This window comes from Zhihengliuella alba (assembly GCF_039538765.1).
GTDB lineage: Bacteria > Actinomycetota > Actinomycetes > Actinomycetales > Micrococcaceae > Zhihengliuella > Zhihengliuella alba.
Genome location: NZ_BAABCJ010000001.1, coordinates 208,049 through 232,101, shown reverse-complemented (window position 1 = coordinate 232,101; position 24,053 = coordinate 208,049). Strand labels below are relative to the sequence as shown.

The 24,053-nt window shown below is 64.5% G+C and carries 18 protein-coding genes and 3 tRNA genes; 4 read left to right on the top strand and 17 right to left on the bottom strand.

Annotated elements, in window-relative coordinates; genetic code table 11:
* Positions 1-4 precede the first annotated feature (4 nt).
* Positions 5-2,191 carry a glycosyltransferase gene (locus tag ABD784_RS01055; protein ID WP_344878702.1) on the bottom strand — a complete coding sequence of 729 codons (2,187 nt, stop codon included), beginning with the start codon at positions 2,189-2,191 and terminating at the stop codon, positions 5-7.
* A 4-nt stretch (positions 2,192-2,195) separates the two neighbouring features.
* Positions 2,196-3,842, bottom strand: coding sequence for a CgeB family protein (locus ABD784_RS01050; protein WP_344878699.1), 1,647 nt, complete (start codon positions 3,840-3,842; stop codon positions 2,196-2,198).
* A 343-nt stretch (positions 3,843-4,185) separates the two neighbouring features.
* Here ABD784_RS01050 and ABD784_RS01045 point away from each other — a divergent pair, with 343 nt between their 5' ends.
* Positions 4,186-4,935, top strand: coding sequence for a DUF6270 domain-containing protein (locus tag ABD784_RS01045; protein ID WP_344878696.1), 750 nt, complete (start codon positions 4,186-4,188; stop codon positions 4,933-4,935).
* On the opposite strand, the gene ABD784_RS01040 is transcribed toward ABD784_RS01045, so the two are convergent.
* The 12 genes from ABD784_RS01040 to ABD784_RS00985 all read right to left on the bottom strand — a co-directional run bounded on the left by ABD784_RS01040 (position 4,929) and on the right by ABD784_RS00985 (position 16,635).
* A complete protein-coding gene (locus tag ABD784_RS01040) occupies positions 4,929-5,651 on the bottom strand; it encodes a DUF6270 domain-containing protein (protein ID WP_344878693.1) in 723 nt (240 codons plus the stop codon). The two genes, ABD784_RS01045 and ABD784_RS01040, sit on opposite strands and share 7 nt — an antisense overlap.
* A 246-nt stretch (positions 5,652-5,897) precedes the next feature.
* Positions 5,898-6,935, bottom strand: a complete 1,038-nt coding sequence (gene thiL, locus ABD784_RS01035) for a thiamine-phosphate kinase (protein ID WP_344878690.1) — start codon at positions 6,933-6,935, stop codon at positions 5,898-5,900.
* The gene (locus ABD784_RS01030) at positions 6,932-8,623 is read right to left on the bottom strand and encodes a dynamin family protein (RefSeq protein WP_344878687.1); all 1,692 of its coding nucleotides are present in this window, start codon (positions 8,621-8,623) and stop codon (positions 6,932-6,934) included. Before ABD784_RS01030 ends, thiL begins: the two co-directional genes overlap by 4 nt.
* Positions 8,616-10,427, bottom strand: coding sequence for a dynamin family protein (locus ABD784_RS01025; RefSeq protein WP_344878684.1), 1,812 nt, complete (start codon positions 10,425-10,427; stop codon positions 8,616-8,618). The genes ABD784_RS01030 and ABD784_RS01025 overlap by 8 nt, the downstream gene beginning before the upstream one ends.
* Positions 10,428-10,500: 73 nt before the next feature.
* Positions 10,501-10,573, bottom strand: a tRNA-Glu gene (locus ABD784_RS01020).
* A gap of 62 nt (positions 10,574-10,635) precedes the next feature.
* Positions 10,636-10,708 (bottom strand) — tRNA-Glu (locus ABD784_RS01015).
* 71 nt (positions 10,709-10,779) lie between these two features.
* Positions 10,780-10,851 (bottom strand) — tRNA-Gln (locus tag ABD784_RS01010).
* Between the two features lie 136 nt (positions 10,852-10,987).
* Positions 10,988-12,505: a glutamate--tRNA ligase gene (gene gltX / locus ABD784_RS01005; protein ID WP_344878681.1), complete on the bottom strand. Its 1,518-nt coding sequence runs from the start codon at positions 12,503-12,505 to the stop codon at positions 10,988-10,990.
* A gap of 284 nt (positions 12,506-12,789) precedes the next feature.
* Positions 12,790-13,551, bottom strand: a complete 762-nt coding sequence (locus tag ABD784_RS01000; protein ID WP_344878678.1) for a fumarylacetoacetate hydrolase family protein — start codon at positions 13,549-13,551, stop codon at positions 12,790-12,792.
* A gap of 47 nt (positions 13,552-13,598) precedes the next feature.
* Positions 13,599-14,687, bottom strand: a complete 1,089-nt coding sequence (locus ABD784_RS00995) for a branched-chain amino acid aminotransferase (RefSeq protein ID WP_344878676.1) — start codon at positions 14,685-14,687, stop codon at positions 13,599-13,601.
* Positions 14,688-14,761: 74 nt separating this feature from the next.
* Entirely contained in the window at positions 14,762-15,823 is a 1,062-nt protein-coding gene (locus ABD784_RS00990; protein WP_344878673.1) for a 3-isopropylmalate dehydrogenase, read from the bottom strand.
* Between the two features lie 95 nt (positions 15,824-15,918).
* Positions 15,919-16,635, bottom strand: coding sequence for a DUF6270 domain-containing protein (locus ABD784_RS00985; protein WP_344881222.1), 717 nt, complete (start codon positions 16,633-16,635; stop codon positions 15,919-15,921).
* Between the two features lie 198 nt (positions 16,636-16,833).
* Between ABD784_RS00985 and ABD784_RS00980 the strand changes: the two genes are divergently transcribed.
* The 3 genes from ABD784_RS00980 to ABD784_RS00970 all read left to right on the top strand — a co-directional run bounded on the left by ABD784_RS00980 (position 16,834) and on the right by ABD784_RS00970 (position 19,864).
* Entirely contained in the window at positions 16,834-18,036 is a 1,203-nt protein-coding gene (locus tag ABD784_RS00980; protein WP_344878671.1) for a sensor histidine kinase, read from the top strand.
* Positions 18,033-18,722 (top strand): response regulator transcription factor, encoded by a 690-nt coding sequence (locus ABD784_RS00975; protein WP_344878668.1) that lies wholly within the window; start codon positions 18,033-18,035, stop codon positions 18,720-18,722. The genes ABD784_RS00980 and ABD784_RS00975 overlap by 4 nt, the downstream gene beginning before the upstream one ends.
* Before the next feature lie 140 nt (positions 18,723-18,862).
* A complete protein-coding gene (locus ABD784_RS00970) occupies positions 18,863-19,864 on the top strand; it encodes a hypothetical protein (RefSeq protein ID WP_344878665.1) in 1,002 nt (333 codons plus the stop codon).
* A 48-nt stretch (positions 19,865-19,912) separates the two neighbouring features.
* Here the strand turns inward: ABD784_RS00970 and ABD784_RS00965 are convergent, their stop codons facing one another.
* The 3 genes from ABD784_RS00965 to ABD784_RS00955 all read right to left on the bottom strand — a co-directional run bounded on the left by ABD784_RS00965 (position 19,913) and on the right by ABD784_RS00955 (position 23,953).
* Complete coding sequence (locus tag ABD784_RS00965; RefSeq protein WP_344878662.1) at positions 19,913-21,571, bottom strand: hypothetical protein; 1,659 nt, start codon at positions 21,569-21,571, stop codon at positions 19,913-19,915.
* A gap of 178 nt (positions 21,572-21,749) precedes the next feature.
* A complete protein-coding gene (locus ABD784_RS00960) occupies positions 21,750-22,724 on the bottom strand; it encodes a hypothetical protein (protein WP_344878659.1) in 975 nt (324 codons plus the stop codon).
* Between the two features lie 41 nt (positions 22,725-22,765).
* The gene (locus tag ABD784_RS00955; protein ID WP_344878656.1) at positions 22,766-23,953 is read right to left on the bottom strand and encodes an LCP family protein; all 1,188 of its coding nucleotides are present in this window, start codon (positions 23,951-23,953) and stop codon (positions 22,766-22,768) included.
* Between the last annotated feature and the right edge of the window lie 100 nt (positions 23,954-24,053).

The following is a 24,053-nucleotide window of genomic DNA, read 5'->3' as shown; positions in this document are numbered from 1 at the left end:
GTCCTCAAGCTCGTACACCCACCGATGCGACTCCCCCTAGAGCTTCGACCAGATTCTCCTCAACAGCCAAGTGACGTCGAGCGAATTCGATGGAATTCAAGCGAAGATTCTCAAGGCGTCCTTCATCTGACATAAGTCGGTGAATTTTCAGTCGAAGCTCTCCGGGTTGTCCGATCACGAGGCAGTCCTCGCCCGGCGAAGTGATCACCGCAGGGGCTATGCCTCTCATCAAAACGGGCAGGCTACCGCTGATCATCGCGTGACCCAGCAATCTGTTCGGCAGAGGGCCCTTACGCGAGGTGTCGGGAAGAACTATTGAAACCAGGCTATTCGCGATTCGTGCCGCATTGGCCAAGCCATGCTTCTGGCTTCCTCCACTGTCGACAGCGAATCGGGCCGTCTCCAACCCGTGAAAATCCTCGAGAAGGTGCCTGTTCAGAGCGAAATGCGCGTCGCGCTGCGCCAATATTCCGACCCTCTTGTATCGGGTCTTTTGCAACATAAGTAATCTGACGTAGCTTCGGTCGAACCCATCGGGGTAGTAGCCGACATTCTCCAGTCCTCGTTGTCTAAACTTCGAGGGGGTCAGCATATTGACGAAGTACGCGCGGTCCACAATGGAGACCAATCGCGCATCTCGGAGTGTGAATTCCGCTGATTCGAGTCCGAGGACGATCGTCTCAACACTTTCGGCATCCCGCATCCGCGCTACGCCTCGTGCCGCAGGAAGATAGTAGCCACCGACGAACAAGAACACATCCGGTTTGGTCTGGAAGTGATCATAGAGGCCACTGAGGTCGACAATGCCGGAGAATTCCCCCATAGGATCCGGCGTGATGAACTGACGGAAGTTATATGGGTTGACGGGGGTGACCTCGTGGCCAAGGTTCTCCAGTCCGCGTCGAGTCGTGTTCAGAGTGGAGAGGTGATCCCCCCATCCTGTGCCTACCAAGGCAATATTAAGTTTCTCGACCGGAAGAGGTGCCGAGTCAAAGTGGCTGACTAAAGCGGCATCGATCCGTTCGTCGCCCCCGAGCGAATAGTTCTCTGGCGCTTCACGCTGGAGGCCGACCGACGGAGGGGCACCAGTCAATGAACCACTCGCGGTGTCTGACTGCTCCCAGACCTGTCGTTCCAGCGTTGAACCATCAAATTCTGTGAACAAGCGGGCCCGCCCCACGACGTCGAGCGCGCGCCAGTCGTCGCTTTGCAGCAAGTATTCGAGCGCCAGAACACGCGAAGCGGCACTGAAGTTCGCCTCGAACCGTCGGCGCACGGATTGACTGATCGCCGACAGTTCACCACTTTTCAGCAGATCCTTGGCCGTTGCTTCGGCTTCCCGCGCGTCCGAGACACAGAAGATCTCAGGGAACGTCGGCAGCGAGGCGCCCTCCGGAACGAAGGACACGAGTGGAATTCCCATCGCCGCGTACTGGATCACGCGACTCGGGAACTCGAAGAACCCTAGCTCCGCCAGTCCATCGAACCATGTTTCGAGCCCTCGATGGTCTTGGAAGTACTGCGGAATGTTGATCGCAAGTTTCGTCCGGGCACCGGCGTCCACGACTTCCCTATCTGAGTCCAGATACCCGCCCCACACTTTATTGTAGTCGGTGCCGACATTTCCGTGAATTCTCAAATCAAGGTCGAGGCTCGAGAGGCTGAAGTAGCGATCACGACGGACTTGATCGTTAACGTTCCCCAGAAACATGACATCGCTCTCGGGCGCCCTGCTTCCATACACGTACGGGAAACTCACGCCGTCTGTCCAGAACGGGAAATTCACGCCCGTCGGTCGGCCATGCTTCTCCTCATAAAATTTGAGGACTGTCTCATTGCCGCAGTGCAGGATTAAGTCATACAAATCGACAATCGGGCCGTAGGACAACTTCCAAAGAACTGGGTCGTCCGAGAGCCAAGCAATCAGAGTCGCTCCCGAGCCCTTAAGGCGACGGAGCTCGGGATAGGGAAGGCTGGCCGGACGGAAAACGAAGATCACGTCGGGTCTGCTGTCGATGGCTGCATCTATGGCGGCGTTTACAGGGGCAAGCTGGCTTGAATCCGTCAGAAACTTGAAACCGTGGCCGATCTTCCCGGTCGAGCTGACCTCATGGCCTCGGGCGCGGAGAGCACGTTCCAAGGAACTCGCCACATGCGTTTCAAGGATTCCGTCGAAGATTAGAAACTTCACGGGCTCAGATCTTCCAATCGTTGTCTTCGAGGATGGCAGACGTTGTTGCGAGACAATTAAAACGGTCTACCGAATATCCGTCCGCGGGTAATTCCATTGGACGGGTACCGCGAGAGGACGAATCGTAGAGACGGACGAGGTCTTCCAGTCGACGTGCAGCGACCGTACCTCTGAGGACAGTTGGCACGGTGGACTCTGGCCGACAGCCAGCAATCCTCGTCCCGTCGAATAGCTCTGTCTTGCCAAAAAAGGCCTCCGGCTGCTGCCGTGAACAAAGGAAGAGATCCTCTGCGAAGCCTGCCCCATAAGACATGCCCGTCGTAAAGGAAACTGCGAATGTGCCTTCGTTTCCGGCGAGCTCCACCGCCGGCAAGCCCTGGCGAGCTGCCTGGCGCGTCAAGAGCGGGCCGTCCGCCTCGGCCGAAGCCCCTTTGCCGAAGATGATGCCTCTCGGCGGAACGGACTGCTCGGAGATCTCTCGGATGAGCCGTTCAATGTCCTGCTCTCCGGAGCATTCCGTATCAAGGTCGACGTACGCCAAGTAGGAGAATTCACGCGGTCCGTGGAGGTCGTAGGAAGGTGCGGTCGAATCGATCTCGCCCCCAGATTTGGTCGTAACACTCAAGATATATTCCAGTCGGTCCGCGTACGTGTGTCGACGCATCGTCACACGCCACGCCCTATGTGCCGTCCGCTCATGGAAATAGTCGTCGTTGATCGCCGATTCTAGCAGTTCAATCGCCCGCTCCTTTGTTGCAGACTGCAAGACCTCGCCATCCGAATAGAACCGGGAAATTGCGTTCGATGGACTTGAAAGAACCAAGGTTTTGCATGCGCTCAACTCAAAAATTCGACGGGCGCACATTGATTCGCTCTGGGGCACGGAATTGACGTTGAGAAATATCCGGTAGCGTCGATACGCATGAACCATCTCCTCATACGGAAGGGATCCGCAAATCAGATTTTGATAGCGATCTGGGAATTGATAGTTCGGATCGCCATTCTGCTCTCGCGAGTAAATGTCGAACTTGAATTTCGCCGCAGCTGGGAAGAGATATTCCATCTGCGTACGGCGCTCGGGGAACTTGTGCGCAAAATACTGGCCAGCGAAGGCGACTTCGCCCGCTCGGTAGCCCTCGCCGCGACGCGGCGTGTGGATCTCCGGTGCCGCTGCAAATGGAAGGACATAAGCATTCGAACGACCGGTTAGAGTTTTGTATCTTTCAACGACACCCGCCTCAGTGGTGAAGATGTAGTCGAAAAGGGCGGCCGTCTCACTAAACTCGTCGAAATGCGGAGGATCCTCCTTGTTCCAGAAGACAGAAGGGATGCCGCGGGAGCGGGCTGCGTGCACGAGTTCCTCGACTTTGGGGTCGGGTCCCGAATTGCGCGCGAAGCGGTAGCGCCATGAATAGTTGTTTCCGCGCCATGCCGATTCGCAGAGCAGCAGATCCGGCTCGAAGAAGTCAAGAGCCTTCTCAATATCCTGAGTTCCGATTGGAACGAGGTTCGCGATACCCTCGAAGCATCGCGTCGAGAACTCGTCAAGGACGACGGCAATGGTCGGCTTGGAATCGTCCCATTGCTTTCCATAGATCGGTTTCGACGAGCGATTGAAGAGGTCGGCTAGCGCATCTGAATAGTTCAGCATTCGTTCTGGGAAATTCCTTCGTTACAGCCGGTACGCACAGAAGTACCGCGAATCTGGATTGACTCCCCCCGGATCCGGACACTGCACAGTCTCTCACAGCGCTCTTCGAGCCGGGCTAGGGAGACGCATCGAAGCGCGCCGCTGTCACCCAACTCACAGAGAACTCTAAGGAACCAGCGTTCGCGGTCTGCGGTCTGATGCCTGCAAATGATCCGCGCGACGTGAAGCCGCTCTCCTGAAGCGGAGCGCCGTCGGGCATTGGTAGGGTGTTGGCGTCGGACCCGTCGTGGCCCGGCGGCAATCATCGCTCCAGGCGACTCGTAGAAGGCGGAGACGAATCGAAATGCCCAAGTTGTTCATCTGGGGTGGATGCGTAGGCCGGGACACCTATTCGAGGATGGGTCCTGACTGGACGCTGACTGAATACGTGGCGAGGCAGAGCTGGATCAGCGCTGCCACTGGGGCCGCAGAACTCGTGGGTGATGTGGATCTGCAGTCGGCATTCCAGCGAAAGTGCCTCGAACGGGATATCCAAGGTAATGCCCTGGAGATCTTCGCCGGCCACATATCGACTACGGACGTAGTGGTTCTCGATCTACTGGCTGAGCGCACCGGCATTCTCCGAACGCCCAATGGTGCCTACGTGACGCAGTCCTGGGAACTGGAACAAAGCAATCTTGTCGCTCAGCAACCCTCTACTTTACCCGCAGTGGAATTTGGGACTGACGCTCATTTCGCACTTTGGACCGATGCCGCCGAACTAGTATTAGCGGCCATCCGGAACGCGGGAGTCCCCTACGTGATTCTGGCTCCGGAGTGGGCTAGGACGACCGCGTCCGGTATGTCTCACCCCAAGCTCGAGACCTATCGAGGCCGCCCGGTCACGTGGTTCAACAGTGCGTTTGAACGCTACTACGCTTGGTTGGAGGCCGAGGGCCATCCCGTCGTTCGTCTCGATGACCAACTCGCCCGCGCCGACGTGGACCATCAGTGGGGCCTCGCCCCGTTTCACTTCACGGAACAAGCGTATAGACACTTCGGTGAACACATCAAGAACGCGGCAGGGAAGTCACGACTGGCGAGCGGTCACTGAGAGATACGCATGAAGTCAGTGATCTCTTCGCAGATGTACTCGTACATGCTGTCGATGTAGTGGTACGGGGCCAGACCCCATTTGTGTCCAGTGGCTGCCACAGCCAAGCTCTCTGGCGGTCGAATCACGGCAGCTCCCAAGTCCGCGCACCGCTCGTAGTAGCGTCGGTACTTAGCATTCCACTCACTGATCGAGCTCCCGCGGTAGCCGAGGTGCTTTCCCTCGTCGCTGACCTCCGCCCAATCCGGTGCGAGAATTAGCGTTCGAAGTGCTAGAGCATCCAGACGCTCCAGCACAGTCGAGGCGGCCTGCGACCAAAGCTCAAAGTGCCGTTCTGACCCGAACTCGACGAGCTTGAGAGGATCGGCCTGCTGGGACAGAAGGCCACTGCAGCCAAATTCCCAACTGTTCGTCACATGCGTTCCGTCAGGGGCCTGATAGCTTCCCAGCCTCTCATCCACCAGGTCGGCGAGGACAATGTCAGTACGCCTGGCCTCCGCTTCGATGAGATCGAGGGCCTCCCCGCCCAGATCCCATTCCAGGCAACGTCGCTGAAACGGCGAAGACAGATCGGGCTGTCCGCGCAACGTAGTTCTTCCCGATGTCGCGCTGAGGAACCCTTGCCGTGCTACATATCCCGTCAGCACCCATTCCTCGTCGAGGAAGGCGCGCGTGTCTCGTGATACGCAGCTCCCGAAAACGAAAACTCCTGGCATTAGGGCTCCACTTCCTCGACAGGACTGCCGGCATCTACGGACACAGACGAGCAAACACCGCACGAAGGTGCGCATGATCGTAATCCGACCCACATGAGCCACGGGCCCCGGTCATCGTATAGTGAACGCGGTCGCGGGCCAAGAAGCTCTCGCGAAGCCTGCCGAAGGCGGGGACACGGGGCAAGAGCCGGCATCGAACAAGGCCCGAGCTGGAACGCACTCTGTAGGGCGTTTGCCTGAGTTCTCTCAGGCGAACGGGTCCCACCCTGGGCGCAAGCCATCGAGATTTTCCGCCAACCACGACTGTGCTGGCTGCGCATCGATCCGGACGCCGCGACCAGTCTCCGCCCATCCCACATGCCGCCATCCGGGCGGAGGACCCGGCCTTGGATCGAAGGCTGCAAGCAGAGCGAAGTCCTCGCCGCCGGTGAATACCCAACGCCGTGCATCTCCCTCGAGATATTGCGCAACCTGGGTCAGCTCCGGGGGTTCGGCGCAGGCAACGGACTGCAAATGAATACACAGGCCGGAGGCTTCCGCGACACGCGCAGCGTCTTGGATCAAACCATCTGAGATATCAAGCATGGCGCGTGCTCCTGCCATCCGAGCGGATGGCCCGGCACCAATAGGGGGGCGAGGCCGCAATTGGGCGAGCGCCACACTGTACACAGGCTCGGGCGACGAGTCGGATATCCGCTGACCCATCACTTCCGACTCATGTCGTCCGGAGCTACGATGGTCTAGCAGGTCAACGCCAGCGGCACCTAGCCCGAGAGTGCCACACACCGCCAGGATATCCCCCGGTTTCGCGCCGGACCGCAGGACCGGCTCTCCACCGTCCAACGAGCCGAAAGCTGTGGTTGTCACCGAGATCTCACGCCCTCGGCCCACGTCGCCGCCGATGATCGCGCAGTCGTGTGCGCCGAGCTGATCGATGGAGTCCGTGACGCCGGCGGCGAATGACTCGACCCAGTCCAGTCCGATGTCGGCCGGAAGGCTGAGGCTGGTCACAATCCCGGTCGGCCGCGCCCCCATGGCGTTGATGTCTGACAGGTTCTGGGCGACGGATTTCCACCCGACGTCGTATCCGGTGGTTCGGTAACCGCAGGGCCAGATTCTGCGGAAGTCCTGGTCCTCGGTGATCGTGTCCACCGTGGTGACGAGGCGTCCATCCGGCACTGCGAGGATTCCAGCGTCGTCGCCCGGGCCCAGGATCGGCTTCGCCGAGCGGTAGCCGCGGAGCAGGGTCTCGATCAGTTCGTGCTCGGTGAATCCGGCGCTCATCGTCGTCCTCCGGCGCGAGCGACCGCGGAGCGGTACCTATTGCAGCGCTCGACCTCCTGGCGCACTGGTTCGACGACCGAGCGCTCGGCGACTTCTGCCACGGAGGCGTGAAGCCGCCGTCGTACTCTTCGACCCTTCAGGGCAGCGCCGAGGCGCGCGATCACCGATGAGGCGACCGCCAGAACGACTCCGGCCAACAGGCCCGCGACGATCATCAGCGTCGGAACCGGGAAGCCCTCCACATTTGGCGCCGGCGGCAGATCGAACTGCAGGTAGGAGGCCGCGCCGAGACCGAGGAGCCACAGGGCACCCGCGAGCGCCACGGTCAGCGCGATCCATTGGACAAGGGCCACGACGTACCACCACCAGGACCTGGCATTGGCCCCGAGTTCCGTTCCGGCGATGGCACGGTCCAGCTGCTGCGGCAGCTCCTCCCGGTACCGAAGGCCGGCGTCGAGAATCGCAGTCTGCCAGACCGGCGGGGCCTCAGTGCAAGCTTGCTCGGTGAAACGGCGGACGGCGCCATCCGTCATGGCCCGCTGGGCTGGTCCCTGGATCGGCAAGGACGTGCGATTCATCTCGGGGTTGATCTCCGCCGTCTTGAGGTTCAGGCGCCGCAGTGGGTCGGGACGTAGCTTCGCCACCCACTTCGTGAGTGGCCAGCCGGTGTATCCGATGGCGTCCAAGCGGTACGACCGTTGCACGGCTCTGACTACGGTCTCGACGCCGACGGCCGCGGACAGGCCGGAGGCCAGCGTTTCCCGTTGCTGAGGGCCGGGCATGGCGAGCTCTCGCTCGGGCGCGTCCGTGCCCAGGTGGCCCGCGCACTGACGCACGTCGGCGAGCAAACGCGCCTGAGCCGCCGTGCGTTGATCGACGATCGCCCTGATGTCCGAGCGGAGTTCATCCACTCCCTGGCCTGTGACGGCTGAGACGGCGCGAAGGCGCTGGTGTCGGATCCCGTCGGCGGCGAGCAGCGCGGAGAGCGATGCGAGGACCGGTTCCGCCTCGGCCTCGGCGAGGCGGTCCACCTGATTGAGGACGACGAGCGTGACCGCGTCGTGAGTCGCGAGCCGGCGCAGGAAGTCCTGGTGGACCACGGCATCGGCGTATTTCTGCGGGTCGAGGACGAAGACGAGCACGTCCACCTGGCCGGCCATGCGCTCCACGATCTCGCGGTGCTCCCGAGCGGTCGAATCGAAGTCGGGCAGATCCAGGAGGATCAGTCCGCCCGAGGGCCCGGCCGAGTCACCTCGCCACCACCGCCCCAGAGCGCTGCGCCGGGGAGCCTCGGCCTCTGCCGCGTCGGAGACGACAAGACGCTCCTGGACCTGCAACCAGTCCAGCAGTTCGCCCGCATCGGCGACGACGGCTCCCTGGTGCTCGTAAACGGCGGCCAACGCGTAGCTGGTCGTCGGGCGGGTGGCCGCCGTCCGAGCCAGTTCCACGCCCACGATCGCGTTGAACAACGAGCTCTTGCCAGAGCCCGTGGCCCCGAAGAATCCGACGACGGTGTGATCCGCCGACAGGCGACGTCGCCACTGCGCACTGTCAACGACGGCCCCCGCGCGCTCGATCGCCGCGTCCGAGACCCGTCCTCGACCGGCCTCGACCGCTTCGCGGAGACAGGCCAGACCGTCGTCGAGCTCGCTGGTCGCAGCGTGCACCGCCTTCTCGCGTTTAGCCACGGCTCGAGTCTCCTGTCTGCGGCGCCCGGCCGGGCCGGGTCGCGACGAGGGTCCTGACCTCGGCGACGGCCACCCGGAGCCGGTCAACCTCCGCAGGAGCCCGGACGGTGCCCAGCCGGGCGCTGAAACGCTCCGCCTCCGAGTCCATGAGGACCTGGATCCGCTCCTCCAGCAACGCTCTCGCCTTCCTGGCGAGCCGGCGGACGGCCTCCTCGCCGAAGATCGCTTCCAGGAGCTTCTGCCCGACGATGGCGGAGCCACCGGCGATTCCGACCTCGAGGCCGGTGAGTCCCGCCGTAGAGGCGAAGACGACGACCATCAGAGCAACGGCGACACCGTTGACCCCGAAGGAGACCATGCGCGCGGCGAACCGCTTTCCCTCCCCCTCCGTGCGGATCAACTCCATCAGGTCCGTCTGCCACGCCCGGACGTCTGCAGCTGCCCGGTCCGAGAATCCGCTCGAGAGGCGCGCGAGTTCGGCGTCCTGGAGGAGCTCGCGCCCGGCCGGTGTCGAGCGCCACGACCTCTGCACGGTCTCGACGGCGCGGGCTGCGGAGTCCACGATGACGGCGTGAAGGCCCGTCTCAATGGCCTCTTCGACGACCTTGACGGGCACGGGACGCCCGGTGAAGAAGGCGCCGATCCGGTCCCGCATCCGACCGATCGTCGATTCGAGGGAGCGGAAGAACTCTCCAGTGCCGACGAAGTCCTGCCACCGCGCCAGCACTTCGCCGCGCAGCAGCGTCCCGTCCTGTGCCGCCTCGCTGACCTCGGAACGCGCTTGGTCGAAGGCTCCGGCGACGACGTCGATCAGATGGCGGGCTTCCTCGAGCTGCTCCTGTTCGGCGGCGAGGACCTCCTCGGCGAGTCCGGCGATCTGTTCGACGGCTCCCGTCAGGGTGCGGCCCGCCACTCGGGCGCGCTCGGCGGCATCCGAGGCAAGGGCCTCCAGCCACGAGGCGATGTCCTCGACGGCGGTACGCGGCAGCATGCCGTGCTCGTCCACCTGGCTCTCCTGGACCACGAAGAGGCGAGCCTGGGCGAGCCCGTGTCCGGTCAGCATGGACTGCAGATGCGGCCGGATCTCCGCTGCCGCGCCCTCGGGGACGCGGTCGAGGACTACTCCGACGGTGATATCGCGGCCAGCGGCCTCGTCGAGCAGTTCCCAGGGGACGGCGTCGGCGTACCGGTTGGCGGTCGTCACGAACAGCCAGAGGTCGGCGGCAGCGAGCAGCTGTCCGGCGAGGCGACGATTCTCGTCGGCGATCGAGTCGATGTCCGGCGCGTCGAGCAGGGCGATCCCCCGAGGTATCGCTTCCTCGGCCAGGAGGACCAAGGAGTCGGAACGGACCTCGTACGGGTCCGCGACCGACGGCGGCTGGCCGACGGGCCCGCTGCCCTTCATCGGGGCGTCGCGACGGCGCCCGACGATCCGTTCGAGTTCGGGCAGGATCCGCGTCGAGTGGAACCACGCGGCCTCGTCGGGGTGGTGCAGGAGAATGGGCTGTCGAGTCGTCGGGCGGATGGCTCCGGCCCTGGTCACGGGATGCCCCACGAGAGCGTTGACCAGCGTCGATTTGCCGGCGCCGGTGGAGCCGCCGACGACGGCGAGCAGCGGCGCGTCCAGGCTCTGGTAGCGCGGCAGTACGTGATCGCGCAGTTGGCCGACGGCACGCCCCCGTGCGAGCTCGCCTACAGCCCTTCCACCGGTGTCCAAGGGCAGGCGGCTCTCGATCAGTTCGCGCTGCGCCGCCGTCAGGGTCTCGACGGCGACGGCCACGTGCGCTGCGTCCAATGCGTTCACGCCCTCTATCCTGCCCTAAACCGGTGGGTTAACGAGGAAGGTCCCGGGAGCCGTGGCTCCCGGGACCTGGTTGTGACCCCAGCGGGATTCGAACCCGCGTTGCCGCCGTGAGAGGGCGGAGTACTAGGCCGCTATACGATGGGGCCCTAGTTGCGCGCAACGTGACACCGATGCAGTCTCCGACTGGCCGGATGGAACATTGCGCTCGTGACCCCAGCGGGATTCGAACCCGCGTTGCCGCCGTGAGAGGGCGGAGTACTAGGCCGCTATACGATGGGGCCGAACGCAAGCGATTCAGCGCTCGAAGTGAGCGAGAACCGCGTTTGAAGAGAGTTGCTGCGAACTCTCGTCGCTGGGATACCAGGACTCGAACCTAGAATAACGGAACCAGAAACCGTCGTGTTGCCAATTACACCATATCCCAATGCCACCGAGGCGACCGGTCCGGAAGTTCTGGGAACCTCTTTTCCTGCCCCTCGGCACGGATAAATACTTTACCCGAGCCTGCCCGAAAATCCAAAACAGGATCCGGCCCGGCGGCATGTGATCCGCACTACTCCCTAGTCAGACGTGAGGAACCCGGTCCTGAAGGCCGTGAGGCGGGCCAGAGACGAGTCCCTCCCGAGGATCACCATGGACTCGAACAGAGGCGGCGAGATCCGGCGCCCGGACACGGCGGTCCGCACCGGGCCGAAGGCCTTCCGCGGCTTCAACCCGAGGTCGTCGACGAGAGCTCCCCGGAGGGCGGCCTCGATGCTCTCCGCATCCCAGGCAGGGAGCGTCTCGAGCGCTGCGATCGACTTCTCCAGAACCTCGAGGAGGTTCTCCGGCATTCCCTTGAGCGCATCGTCGGCGACGGTGAGCTCGTCGTCGGCGAGGAAGAGGAAGGCCATCATGTCCGGGGCCTCGCCCAGGAGGCCGATGCGCTCCTGCACCAGCGGAGCGGCCTCGGCGAGGATCTCGAACTGCCGTTCGGTGAGATGCTCCCCCACCAGACCGGCGGCGCGGAGGTACGGGACCAGTCGGTCGCGGAAGTCCTCGGGCGCGAGCCGCCGCACGTGGGTGCCGTTGATCGCCTCGGCCTTCTTCAGATCGAACCGGGCCGGGTTGGACAGCACGTCGGCGACGTCGAAGGCCTCCACCAGCTGCTCGCGGGTGAAGATGTCCTCATCGGCGGAGAGACTCCACCCCAGCAGGGACAGGTAGTTCAGCAGCCCCTCCGGGATGAAGCCGCGCTCACGGTGCAGGAACAGGCTGGATTCGGGATCCCGCTTGGACAGCTTCTTGTTGCCCTGGCCCATGACGTACGGCAGATGGCCGAAGAGCGGCATGTACTCGGCGACGCCGATCTCGATCAGTGCGCGGTAGAGCGCGATCTGCCGCGGAGTGGAGGACAGCAGGTCCTCGCCGCGGAGGACGTGGGTGATCCCCATCAGGGCGTCGTCGACGGGGTTGACCAGCGTGTAGAGCGGCTTGCCGGTGGCGCGGACGACGACGAAGTCCGGGACGGAGCCGGCCTTGAAGGTGATCTCGCCACGGACGAGGTCCGTGAAGGTGATGTCGTCATCGGGCATCCGCACCCGGAGGACGGGTTCGCGGCCCTCGGCGCGGAAGGCGGCGATCTCGTCAGCGGTGAGCGCGCGGTCGTAGTTGTCGTAGCCGAGCTTCGGATCCCTGCCGGCGGCCCGGTGGCGGGCCTCGATCTCCTCCGGCGTCGAAAACGACTCGTAGACGTGGCCGCCCGCCTTCAGCTTCTCGATGACGCCCTGGTAGATGTCGTCGCGCTGCGACTGCCGGTACGGGGCGTGCGGTCCGCCGACGTTGACGCCCTCGTCCCAGTCGATGCCCAGCCACTGCAGTGCGTCGAGGAGCTGCTCGTAGCTCTCCTCGGAGTCACGGGCGGCGTCCGTGTCCTCGATGCGGAAGATCATCTTGCCGCCCGTGTGCCGGGCGTAGGCCCAGTTGAAGAGGGCCGTGCGGATGAGTCCTACGTGTGGCGTTCCCGTCGGCGACGGGCAGAAGCGCACGCGGACGGGGGTTTCGTCGGTCACTGTGGGCAGTGTGCTGGGGCTAGTCATGATGCCTCGATTGTAGCCACTGGCCGGCTAGCGTCGCCTGCGGGTGGCCGCCGCGATACGGCGGACCAACAACACGACGGCGACGACCACCGCTGCGGTGATCAGCACCGCGGTGGCCCATTGCGGTCCGCCGAGGTGGTGGTTGACGCGCGCTCCCAGGCCCAGTAGCAGGGCGATCGCCCAGCCGTACCGGGCCGGCAGCCGCCGGTGTCCTCTTGAAGCCGGCGGCTGCCGCGCCGCGCCACGCATGGAACGCGCGAAGACACGTCCGAGGGTCCGCATGCTCAGCGGCGGAACGTGTTGGCCAACGTGCCGATTCCCTCGATCTCGACCTCGAAGCGCTGCCCCTCGCGCAGCAGGCCGACGCGGGCCGGGGTGCCCGTGAGGATGACATCGCCCGGCAGCAGGGTGAACGCCTGCGACGCCAACGCGACGAGTTCGGCCACGGACCAGATCATGTCGGCTGTGGTGCCGTCCTGCATGGTCTGACCATCGAGCCGTCCCACGACACGGATGTCGTCGGTGTCCAGATCGGTCTCGATCCAGGGACCGAGCGGGCAGGAGCCGTCCCAGCCCTTGGCCCGGCCCCACTGCGGATCGGTCTTCTGGGCATCACGGGCCGTCAAATCGTTCGCGCACGTGTATCCGAACACGACGTCGGGCACCTTCTCCAGCGGAACGTCCTTGCAGATGCGACCGATGATCACGGCGAGCTCCGCCTCGAAGGAGATCTCCTCCGAGAAGCTCGGGAGCGTGACCGGGTCGTTCGGCCCGGTCACCGCGGTGTTCGGCTTCAGGAACATCAGCGGTGACGCCGGAACCTCGTTGCCCAGCTCCTCTGCGTGCTTCGGGTAGGTCCTGCCGAAAGCGACGATCTTCGAACGCGGGATAATCGGGGCGACCAGTCGGACGTCGTCTAACGGATACTGCTGTCCGGTCGGCTGGATCCCTTGATAGAAGGGATCGCCAGCGATCGCGGAGACTGTCTCTCCCTCGACCACGCCGTACATGGGGTCACCATCAACTACGAAACGAGCAATACGCATGGGCTCTACAATACGTGCGCAGCCGCTGGTCTGCGGACCGATGCCGTTCAGGCGAGGCGGGTGAGCCAGCCGTGGGTGTCCTCGGCCGTGCCGGTCTGGATGCCCAGGAGCTCCTCGCGGATGCTCATGGTGACCGAGTCGGCCTGCAGCGACGGCGTCGTGATGGACTCCTCGGTGGTCTTGAGCTCGCCGATCGGGGTGATCACGGCGGCGGTGCCGCACGCGAAAACCTCGCGCAGACGTCCGTTCTCCGCGGTCCTGCGCCACTCGTCCAGCGTGATCCTGCGCTCCTCAACCGTCAACCCGCGATCCTTGGCGAGCTGGATGACCGAGCTCCGGGTCACGCCACGGAGGATGTTCCCATTGAGCTCCGGGGTGACGATCCGCCCGTCGTCGAAGACGAAGAACACATTCATCCCGCCGAGTTCCTCCACGGCGTTGTCGTTGAACGGGTCGAGGAAGAGGACCTGCTTGCACCCATTGGCCTCGGCCTCCATCTGTGCGGCGAGGGATGCGGCGTAGTTACCACCGCATTTGGCCTCCCCCGTACCGCCCCGGCCGGCGCGTGCGTAGCGCGTCGACAGCCAGATGGAGACCGGCTTGAGCTCGCCGCCGAAGTAGTTCCCGGCCGGCGAGGCGATGACGCGGTAGGAGACTTCGCGTGAGGGGCGGACACCGAGGAAAGCCTCGGTCGCGATCATGAACGGCCGGAGGTAGAGCGCCTCGCCGTCCCCGCTCGGAACCCACGCGCGGTCCGTCTGGACCAGTTGGCGCAGGGAGTCGATGAAGACCTCGGTCGGCAACTCCGGCAGGGCCAGGCGGGCGGCGGACTTGTTGAAGCGCTCCGCGTTCGCCTCGGCGCGGAAGGTCCAGACGGTACCGTCGGCGTGGCGGTAGGCCTTCAGGCCCTCGAAGATCTCCTGGCCGTAGTGCAGCACCGATGCCGCAGGATCCAACGAGATGGGGCCATACGGCTCGATCCGCGCGTTGGACCAGCGGCCGCCGTCCTCAGACCAGTTCCAGTCGACGACAGCCGTGTGATCGGTGAAGTGGTCGCCGAATCCTGGGTTGGCCAGAATGGCGGCACGTTCCGCGTCGCTCTTGGGGGTGTCTGAGAGCTTCTGAGCGAATTCCATGGGGCTGCGCGGTTCCTTCTCTTCACGAATGGGCGATCCGGGCCGCCGTGTGAGACCGGCGGCACGGGATCAGCCTAAGCCACCAGAGCGGCAATCGCATCGCCGACTTCGGCGGTCGCGCGAACGTCGCTCATCTCCGCTCGCGAGGTGATGTCCTTCTCCACGGCCTCCTCGATGCGGCGGGCGGCCTCCGGCAGGCCGACGTGATCCAGGAGCAGCGCCGCGGAGAGGATCGCGGCCGTCGGGTCGGCCTTCTGCTGCCCGGCGATGTCCGGTGCGGAGCCGTGCACCGGCTCGAACATGCTCGGCGCCGTCCGGTCCATGTTGATGTTGCCGGAGGCGGCGAGGCCGATGCCCCCCGTGACTGCGCCTGCCAGATCGGTCAAGATATCGCCGAAGAGGTTGTCGGTGACGATCACGTCGAATCTGGACGGGTCGGTGACCATGAAGATGGTCGCCGCGTCCACGTGCATGTAGTCGAGCTCGATGCCCGGGTAGTCGGCCGCGACGGCCTCGACGGTCCGCTTCCACAGGTGCCCGGCATGGACCAGGACGTTGTGCTTGTGCACCAGCGTGACCTTCTTCCGGGGACGCCTAGAGGCCCGCTCGAAGGCATCTCGCACGACTCGCTGGACACCGTACGCGGTGTTGACCGAGACCTCGGTGGCGATCTCGTGGTCGGTCCCGGAGCGGACCGCTCCGCCGTTGCCGACGTACGGCCCCTCCGTGCCCTCGCGGACGACGACGAAGTCGACGTCGCCCGGAGCGGCGAGGGGGCTGGGGACGCCCTCGTACAACTTCGAGGGGCGGAGATTGACGTAGTGGTCCAGGCTGAAGCGCAGCTTCAGGAGCAGTTCGCGCTCGATCAATCCCGAGGGGATCCGCGTGTCGCCCGGGGCGGCGCCAACGGCCCCGAACAGGATGGCGTCGTGGCCGCGGAGGCTGGCCAGCGTTTCATCGGTGAGCGTCTCGCCGGTCTCGAGCCAGTGCTGGGCTCCGAGCGGGTACTCGGTGAAGGTGACCTGCGCCTGCTCGTCCTGGAGCGCGCGCTTCATCACCTTCATGGCCTCGGCGATGACCTCGGGGCCGATGCCGTCGCCCGGGATTACAGCAAGATCGATGGTGCGTGTCGTCATGTCTTCAAAGTTAGACAAGAGGTCCGCATGATGGTCACTCCGTCTCACATGGCGAACGATATGACGGGAATTTTTTCGGCTCCGGGCGCTCAACCCTACGCGGCGTGGTACCTCACCTGGGCAGCGATCCACTCGTAGGCCTCGGGAACGTAGTGGTACGGGGCCGGGCCCCATTTGTGCTCGTCGTCGCCGACCGCCAGCTCCTCCGGCATCGCGACGACGGTGAATCCGCTCTGCTCCATGTAGGCATAGAACGGCTTGTAGTCCTCGTTGTACTCGGCGCTGGATCGGCCGCGCAGCGAGAGTGGCTCGCCGGCCCGAGTCTGCGTGGCCCACGGCGTGTTCAGGACCAAGGCCTTCTCCAGGAGTCCGGCGTCGCGGAGCTCACCGGCTACACAATCGACTGCTGCGGTCCACTGGTGCCAGTGACGATCCGTACCGAAGCGGAACCACGGTGCTTCGCCGAGCTGGTCTGCGAGGGCCGTCCGCATCAGTTCGTTCGAACGTGTCACGTAGCCGCCCTTGTAGCGGAGAACGCCGAGCCTTTCGACAATCAGATCCATAAGGATAACGTTCGCGTCCGCTCCGGAACTCTTTAGTTGAGGAAGGAGATTGGACGCTATGTCTCCCCGAACCTGACGCGCCTGAAAGGCCGAGACCAACTCAGTGGCACTCGGCGCGACAGACAGAGGTCGCGTTGCCGAACTGATGAGCGATTGGCGAGCGATGTATGCGATCAAGTCGAAGTCGCTCTTGAGCAGCTCGAAGCTATCCCGCGCGACACAACCGCCGTAGACTACAACGCTCTTGATGGTGACTCCTTCGTTTCAGCAGCCGCCCCCACGCACCGAGTTCAGAGCGGAGGGTCGACAACTAGCTCCGACAATAATAGTCACCTGTCTGCTGTCGTTGGCGCGACGTCCGGACAGAGCCAACGAGCTCGCCCGTATTGCGCCGCACGGGCTCCACCGTTGCTCGCGTAGGCGCCCGCAAACGATAGGTTTGTGAATATGACGTGGCACCGCAAGGTCGACCAGTGGATCCGAGAGCATCCGCGCATCGTGGACCTCATCGGGGCGCTCATGCTGTGGTTCGTCACCGTCGTGGCGACTGCCGGTCTGGCCGGCAGCCCCAGCACGGGAAACGAGGCCGTACTCGCGGTACTCGTCTCCAGCGCCGAGACTCTGCCACTGATCTTGCGTCGCTCGCACCGGCGGATCAGCGCGGGCGTGATCGTGCTGGCCTGTCTGATGCATCTGGCCTTCCTGCCCGGTTTCCTCCCGTCCGTGGTCGCCGTTCCAGTGGTCGTCTACACGTTGGCGAAGTACGGGGAACGGTGGGAGTCCCTCAGCGGCCTGGGTCTCTCCCTGGTCGGTGCCGCGTTCTCGTCCGCCGCCTTCGGTGGAGTAACCGCAGACCGCAGTTTCGCTTCGTTGGTCGCGTCGACCGTCATTATCGGTCTCAGCATGCTCGTCGTGTGGACGTACGGCGACCTCGCCCGCACCAGGCTGGTGGCGCTCCAGGCACTCCACGACCGAGCCGAGCGCCTGGAACGGGAGCAGGCGGCGGAGCGGTCGGCTGCGGCGGCCGACGAGCGGGCCCGGATCGCCCGCGAGATGCACGACATCGTGGCCCACTCGCTCTCGATCATGATCACTCAGGCCGACGGGGCACGCTACGCCGGACGGGAGAACCCCGAGGTGGCCGTCGGGGCCCTGGAGACCATCGCGACTCACGGACGCGAGTCGTTGAAAGACATGCGTCGCCTCCTGGGCGTCCTGCGGGGCGAGGAAGAGGCGCAGTACAGGCCGATGCCCGGGATAGGCGATCTGGAGCAGCTCGCCGAGCAGGTCCGGCTGGCGGGTCAACAGGTGGATCTCCAGATAGTCGGCACCCCGCGCCGAGCCCTCCCGAACGGCGCCGAGCTCGCCGTCTACCGGTGCGTCCAGGAATCCCTGACCAATGTGGTCAAGCATGCGGGCACCGCCGCGCGCGCCACGGTCACCGTCGAGTGGACACGGCACGGCATCTCCGTCAGCGTGACCGACAATGGACGCGGTGCGTTGGCCGATGCCTCGACCGCAGGATCGGGCCGCGGCCTCGACGGCATGCGCGAGCGCGTCGAGCTGTACGGCGGCCAGATGTCCGCCGGTCCCCTCCCCCGCGGCGGCTTCGTCGTCCGGGCCTTCATCCCCTATCTGGAGAATGCATGACCACCCCTGATTCCGCGGAAGTGATCCGCATCGGCCTCGTCGACGACCAGCAGCTAGTCCGCAGCGGCTTCCGCATGCTCATCAACTCGCAACCGGACCTCGAGGTCGTGGCGGAGGCCAACAATGGCCGAGAGGCCCTCGGGTCGCCCGCGCTGGCGCAGGCAGACGTCGTGTTGATGGACGTCCGCATGCCAGAACTCGACGGTATCCAGACAACCGAGCGTCTGCTCGCCGGGGCCGACGGCGATGGTCCGAGGATCATCGTCCTGACGACTTTCGACCTCGACGAGTACGCGCTGGCGGCCATCCAGGCCGGAGCGAGCGGCTTCCTCCTCAAGGACGCTCCGCCCGAGGAGCTGCTGGAGGCCGTCCGCACCGTGCACCGAGGCGACGCAGTGATCGCGCCGTCGACGACGCGTCGGCTCATGGACCATATGGCACCGATGCTGCGCTCGAACGCGAAGACCAACCACGACGACGTCGCAGCCGTCGAGTCCCTGACGGCCCGCGAGCTCGAGGTCTTCAAGCTCATCGCCACCGGTCGGACCAATCCCGAAATCGCAGCGGAACTCTTCCTGTCGGAGGCGACGGTGAAGACGCATGTACGCCACGTGCTGGCGAAACTCAGGGCTCGGGACCGCGTTCAAGCCGTGGTCATGGCGTACACGACAGGTGTGGTGGGCTAAGCAAGTGCCGTCGCCCCGCGACGTCAGCGGGCTGGTTCGAGCAAGTAAACTGGATGCTCGTGCCGGCTCGCTGACAGCTCATCTGAGACGGTTTGGAATGAGAGGACGACATGTCGACGAGTCTTGCTACCCCGGATGCCATGAAGGACTACGACTACTGGGAGCGCCCGGTCCATCGCTGGCCTTCTGCCCGCGCGTTTCTGGACGCCGAAGAACTACCCGACGGCATCCACGCGGTAAGCCTCAGCAGTGGCACGGTCCTGGATATCCTCTTGGAGGGCGAACCCCTGGGTCCAGCAGACACTCGCCATGTTCTGACCTTCTTCAGCGGCGCGGTCCAGGAACGGCAGGGCAGGAAAGGCCCCTACTTCAGCGGCCTTGGAATGAGCAAGCGGCTGGATATGCCCATTATCGCCGTCTCGGATCCGGGTCTCGATGCCGACCCTGACGTGCGGCTTGCCTGGTACGCAGGGAATCTTCGCTCGCGGTTTCAAGACGAACTCTCTGAGCTGTTGAGGGGTTTAGCGGCACGATCGGGTCGGCCTCTCCTGCTGGCAGGCGGTTCAGGCGGGGGGTTCGCGGCGCTGGCTCAAGCTGAGCGCCTCCGCGAACTGGCCACAGTCGTGGTGTGGAATCCACAGACCTCGATTCTGCACTACAATCCAGCTTCTGTGAGAAAGTGGCTGCGCACCCTTGGCTTTGCCGTGGGCTTCATTCAGACCGAGGACTGGATTCCTCAAGTAACGCGTCGGGTGAACGGCCGGATCCAATTGTCGCTTCGCGGGAGCGGTGCCCTCGAGTCAGCGCGGGGTGTGCTGTATCTCCAAAACTGGAGCGACTCGCACCGCCGCGTTCACCTACTTCCATGGTTGAACTGGAATCGGTGGCTCGAAATGCCCGTCGCAAGGGCGGCTTCTACGCCTGCTTCCCTTCCGGGCGCGCCCGTTATCGCTTCGTCATCGCGCGCGCCGCAAGCGGCCGTTTACTCACTGGGGCGGAATCATGCAGTAGTCGTTGCCGAGTTCACGGAAGGACACGGCACGCCGCCTCGGGGCGACCTCGTAAATATTCTCGGCGCTCTCCAAAACGGTACGGCGAGTCCGCAACAGCTGGGACTCCGATTCGCCAAGACGCACGCCTAGTAAGGTCGAATCCAGGTTTCAAGGCGCCAAAGAGGCTACCAAGTTCAGCTACTTACCTTGGAAGTACCAGACCAAGGCGGCATAGGCACTGTAGAGATGCCTGATTTCTCGACGCTTCTGGAGCCTTTCCGTGGATAAACGTCTGACGTAGTCGACATTGAAAATCGGGGCAATCTCGCTCTCATTGATGTGCGCGAGAGCCCAGCGTAACCCCTGCTGTGTCGAGGGCATGTGATGGACCTGCCAATAGCTGACGCCCGCTCGCTTGGCTTGAGCCAAGAGTCGGCGCCGAGCGTCCTCCGACACCGCGGCCTTCTTAGCTGGTGGATAGATCGAACGGTGTGGGCGTGTGGTGAAGCGACCTGCACGCGGCGTGATTGGCTCAGGAGCACGCCGGTACGAATCGAAACCTCCCCCGAATCGAGGCTTGTCGAACGGCAGAGCCGCCAGCTCAGGGACGAGGGACATCATGAGATCGAATCCGATGACATTCGCTGAGCGAGGGCCAAGGGGCAGGGACATAGCCAGGCGGAACCCGGCCCGCGAGTACAGGGGATCGAAGCGGGCCCCGTACCGGCTCCAGAGCACCGATGAGTGACCGATGTGGTACCGATTTCGAGCCGCCGCGTAGTGGAGATCGCCTAGCTGATCCTCGGCAGCAATGTGGGCTGCGAGGTCTTGCAGGGAGTCGGCAGCGCGGCGGCGCAGTCTATCTGCGGCATCCGGGGTAGCCAGACCGCCCTCGGCAGTGGCCCCGGAACCCCAGAGCGCCGCGGCCAGTTCCTTTTCGGGGTATCGCCGATCCAGTCCCAGGTTCAGCGGCGCCAGTTTCGGCGAGTGGAAGGAGCGCAGTACTTCTCCGTAACCGCCGCCTACGGCGGCGACGGACTGCTGTTCCTCGCGTCCAATGGGACCGGTGGTCGTGAGACCTCCGGAGTTGTCCATGGGCAGGAGGAACATTTCTCTCGGGTGACTCGTCGGATACTGCGAGAGGCCCGCATTGAGTGTTCTGGTGAGCCCGAAGTGCGCGGAGATGAGATCCGCGACATCGCGGTCGGGGGACCCTACCGGTCCGGAACAGAAGAACTCGAACCGGTCAGTCAGTCCCCCTTCGAGAAGCCCGGCCAGGATCAGCCGCGAGTCGAAGCCGCCCGTCAGGTGGGCGACGCGCTGGGACACGGGCATGTTCGCGATCGCCTCCAGTGATTCCAGCAGGTCCGCTCGCGCGAGATGCAGGAGATCGGCATAGGAGCCGGTCGCCGCCAAGTCTTCCTCGAAGAAGGGGTAGACGAGCTGTCTTACGCCCGTGTCGTCTATGCGGATCCATGACGACATGGCGGCTACCCGAATACCCGCGTAACTGGTTGGGAGGTAGCCGCCATTGCCGACGAGTGCTCGCTCCAGTTGAAATTCAAGGTCCTTCTCCGGTGCGTCACCGTACGCGGATGCAACCTCGATGACGGATGGCAGACTCGACGACAGGTAGGTGGCCCGAGCTCCTTCCCAGATAAAGACCAGGGAACCGCCGAGCGGATCGGGGACGACGGCGACGCCCTCGCCCGGGTGCGTCAGAAAGAGGGTCGATGGATTCTTGACGGCCGCTCCCCATCGCTCTGCAGCCTTCGTGAGATCGCTTTGATCATGCAAAAGGTCCAGGGCGGAAGCCGCCGTCTGGACGGCGCGGCCAACTATGGCCGTCCCGTCCAATGCTGCGCTCCGACCAGTCGACGGGTCGACGAAAGTCGTTCGATCCGGGCCTGGGACGATCTGTACCGACTCGAGAATCGTTTGGGCAGTGTTCAAGTGGGAGCCGCGCGTGATCCCATGTACTACGACTGGTGCCTGCATTAATTCTCCGGGTCGGAAATCGGACTCGTTGCCGAGTCTAATGGGTGGATAGCGTGGCGAAGCGCTCTGCGAGATCGCGGGCAAGGGCCAGCCGTGATTCTGGCCCCGTTTGAAGTGCCCCGATGAGTTCGGAGAGCAATGCGGCATCGGGTGGAAGGTGACCTTCGGCGAAATCCGCAACCACGACCGTGTGGCTCTCGCCTCGGCTGAAGATCTGTGTGTCGCCCGGGCCATCTTGCCGAGCCCACTCGGCGGCATCGAGCCACGGATCGAGATGGTTTTCGCGGTGCCAATCACTCCGGTTCTGGAGGTACAGCAATCCGGCACAGTGTTCGACCGCACTCGCCCCTGAAAGTCGTGTCCGGATTCGGCCGTTGATTCGCGCCTCCACGGCCTGTATCCAGTCCTGGCCCGTGTAGACGGACGAGGCCAGGCCGAGGGCTTTGCTCAGATATGCACGCACAGGGCCCGGGTGATACCGAAGAAGATCGGTCTGCGCGTTCCAGACCAAGCCAGATGCCAGTCCGGCGAGCTGCTCGAGGAGAAACAACGAGGCGAACCCGGCGCCGGACCCACCGACCAGCAACAGGGGCCGGCCCGCCCTCTCGGCCATCCCACGGAGGACTGACGCGAGCTCGGCTTGGAAGCTGTCCTGGAGCCGGCCCGTGTACCAGGCCAGGTTGACGCCCGTATCCAGATCGACGCCGGGATCAGCGATGCCAACAACGGGCATGTCCAACCCCCCGGCAATTCCCAGACCGCTGAAGAAGGGCCCGGCCTTGTCCGCCCTGCCCGTGACGGCGCCAGCGAGAAAGGTCAGGACATGCGGATGCGATTCATCCGTCAGCGGGCTACCCCGCAGGAAGAGGTCCAGGACGAGCCCGCTCTCCAGACGAATGGCATGAATCCCGTCCGGCACCGACTCGGCATCGCGGAATTCCGCTGGCGATGCCCACCGGTGAACAGGTACCCGCCATGCCGCATAATCCTTGACGAGCTTCCCAGCTTCCACGGCCGTACTTCCCCTCCGTACCGGACGTCACGCAATCCCGGTTACTGTAGTGCACCGTCGGCGAAGTCGTCGAAGACGGCCTGGACGCCGTCGTCGTAGACCAGGATGGACTGGCCGTCCGCGCTGCGTCCGAAAGGCGCCTCCGGCACGTCGTGGCCGACCTCCTGCACGTCGAGGCGGTACGTCCACGCCGCGAAGGTGAGCGCCTGCTCGGCGGTGAGGTTCGTCTGGACGTGCGGGTCGACCAGGGTCAAGGACTCGGCGAGCGCGCCGGGGCCGGTGCCGAGGACGTGGGCGGCGAAGCCGAGCAGCGCGACCCCCTGGTGGAAGCTGCGGTCGAAGTCGCCGCCCGGGAGGGTCTTGCGCTCGCGCACGAACATGAGCGCGTCGTCCGGGTCGAGCGTCGCGGTCCCCTCGGGGACGGTCTTGACGGGGACCGGCGCGTCGAGAGTCAGTCCTCCGAGGTCGGCGACGATCGACTTGAATCCCTCGAACCCGGTGAGGATGTAGCCCTGGGGCTGGATGCCGGTCGCGTCGGCCACCGCCTGCACCTGGGCCTCCGGGCCACCCTGCAGCAGGGCCGAATTGATCTTGGCGGTTCCGCCTCCGGGGATCGGCACCCAGAGGTCGCGCGGTATGCCCACGATGCCGGCGCCGCCCGCCCCGTTGGCCCCGAGCAGCTGCAGCGCGTCGCCGCGTGCCCGGTCGATCTTCTGGCCTTCCTTCTCGCGAGCGTCGGAGCCGATCAGCAGGACGTGCCGCTGATCGCCGAGGACCGGCTCCTCGATCCCGAGACTGGGCCACCAGCCCCCGACGATGCTCCACCCGCCCGGTCCGGCGACGGCCAGCGTCACATCGTCGCCGCTGGTGAGGACCGCGAGCTTCTGCTCGTTCCACGCCCCGAGGGTGGCCTCGACCGCCACGTCGTCCGCGCTCGCCTCTCGCTGGGCAGCAGCCTCCGCTGCGGGCCCGCCGGTGGCGGCGTCTCCCCCGCTGTACCAGGCGACGGCGAGGTCCGCGAGGGCCTGCGGCATGTCGCCGGTGTCGACAGCCGGCGTGGGCGTCGTCGACGGCGCCGCCGACGTCGTCGCCGGAGCGGGCTCGGGTTCCGGCTCGGCGGCCGAGCAGCCGGCGAGCGCCAGCGCTCCGGCCAGAGCAGCGACAGGGAGGACGGCGAGCGGGCGGCCAGTGGGGTCTCGTTCGGTCAGTCGGCGCGGCAGAACTCTCATGGCACCATCCTGCCATTGGCCCGCACCCCTCGGTACGGGGCCTCAGCCCAGCAGCCCGCTCGTCTCATCCCGCGGGGTGAGCCGCCCGCCTCGAGTTCGC

Bases quoted from the DNA above. Each gene is read 5' to 3' on its own strand.
- ABD784_RS00995 (WP_344878676.1), bottom strand. From the start codon at position 14,687: ATGGAATTCGCTCAGAAGCTCTCAGACACCCCCAAGAGCGACGCGGAA.
- thiL (WP_344878690.1), bottom strand. From the start codon at position 6,935: ATGAGCGCCGGATTCACCGAGCACGAACTGATCGAGACCCTGCTCCGC.
- ABD784_RS01045 (WP_344878696.1), top strand. From the start codon at position 4,186: ATGCCCAAGTTGTTCATCTGGGGTGGATGCGTAGGCCGGGACACCTAT.
- ABD784_RS00970 (WP_344878665.1), top strand. From the start codon at position 18,863: ATGAAGGACTACGACTACTGGGAGCGCCCGGTCCATCGCTGGCCTTCT.
- ABD784_RS01040 (WP_344878693.1), bottom strand. From the start codon at position 5,651: ATGCCAGGAGTTTTCGTTTTCGGGAGCTGCGTATCACGAGACACGCGC.
- ABD784_RS00980 (WP_344878671.1), top strand. From the start codon at position 16,834: ATGACGTGGCACCGCAAGGTCGACCAGTGGATCCGAGAGCATCCGCGC.
- ABD784_RS01050 (WP_344878699.1), bottom strand. From the start codon at position 3,842: ATGCTGAACTATTCAGATGCGCTAGCCGACCTCTTCAATCGCTCGTCG.
- ABD784_RS01000 (WP_344878678.1), bottom strand. From the start codon at position 13,551: ATGCGTATTGCTCGTTTCGTAGTTGATGGTGACCCCATGTACGGCGTG.
- gltX (WP_344878681.1), bottom strand. From the start codon at position 12,505: ATGACTAGCCCCAGCACACTGCCCACAGTGACCGACGAAACCCCCGTC.
- ABD784_RS00975 (WP_344878668.1), top strand. From the start codon at position 18,033: ATGACCACCCCTGATTCCGCGGAAGTGATCCGCATCGGCCTCGTCGAC.
- ABD784_RS00955 (WP_344878656.1), bottom strand. From the start codon at position 23,953: ATGAGAGTTCTGCCGCGCCGACTGACCGAACGAGACCCCACTGGCCGC.
- ABD784_RS00990 (WP_344878673.1), bottom strand. From the start codon at position 15,823: ATGACGACACGCACCATCGATCTTGCTGTAATCCCGGGCGACGGCATC.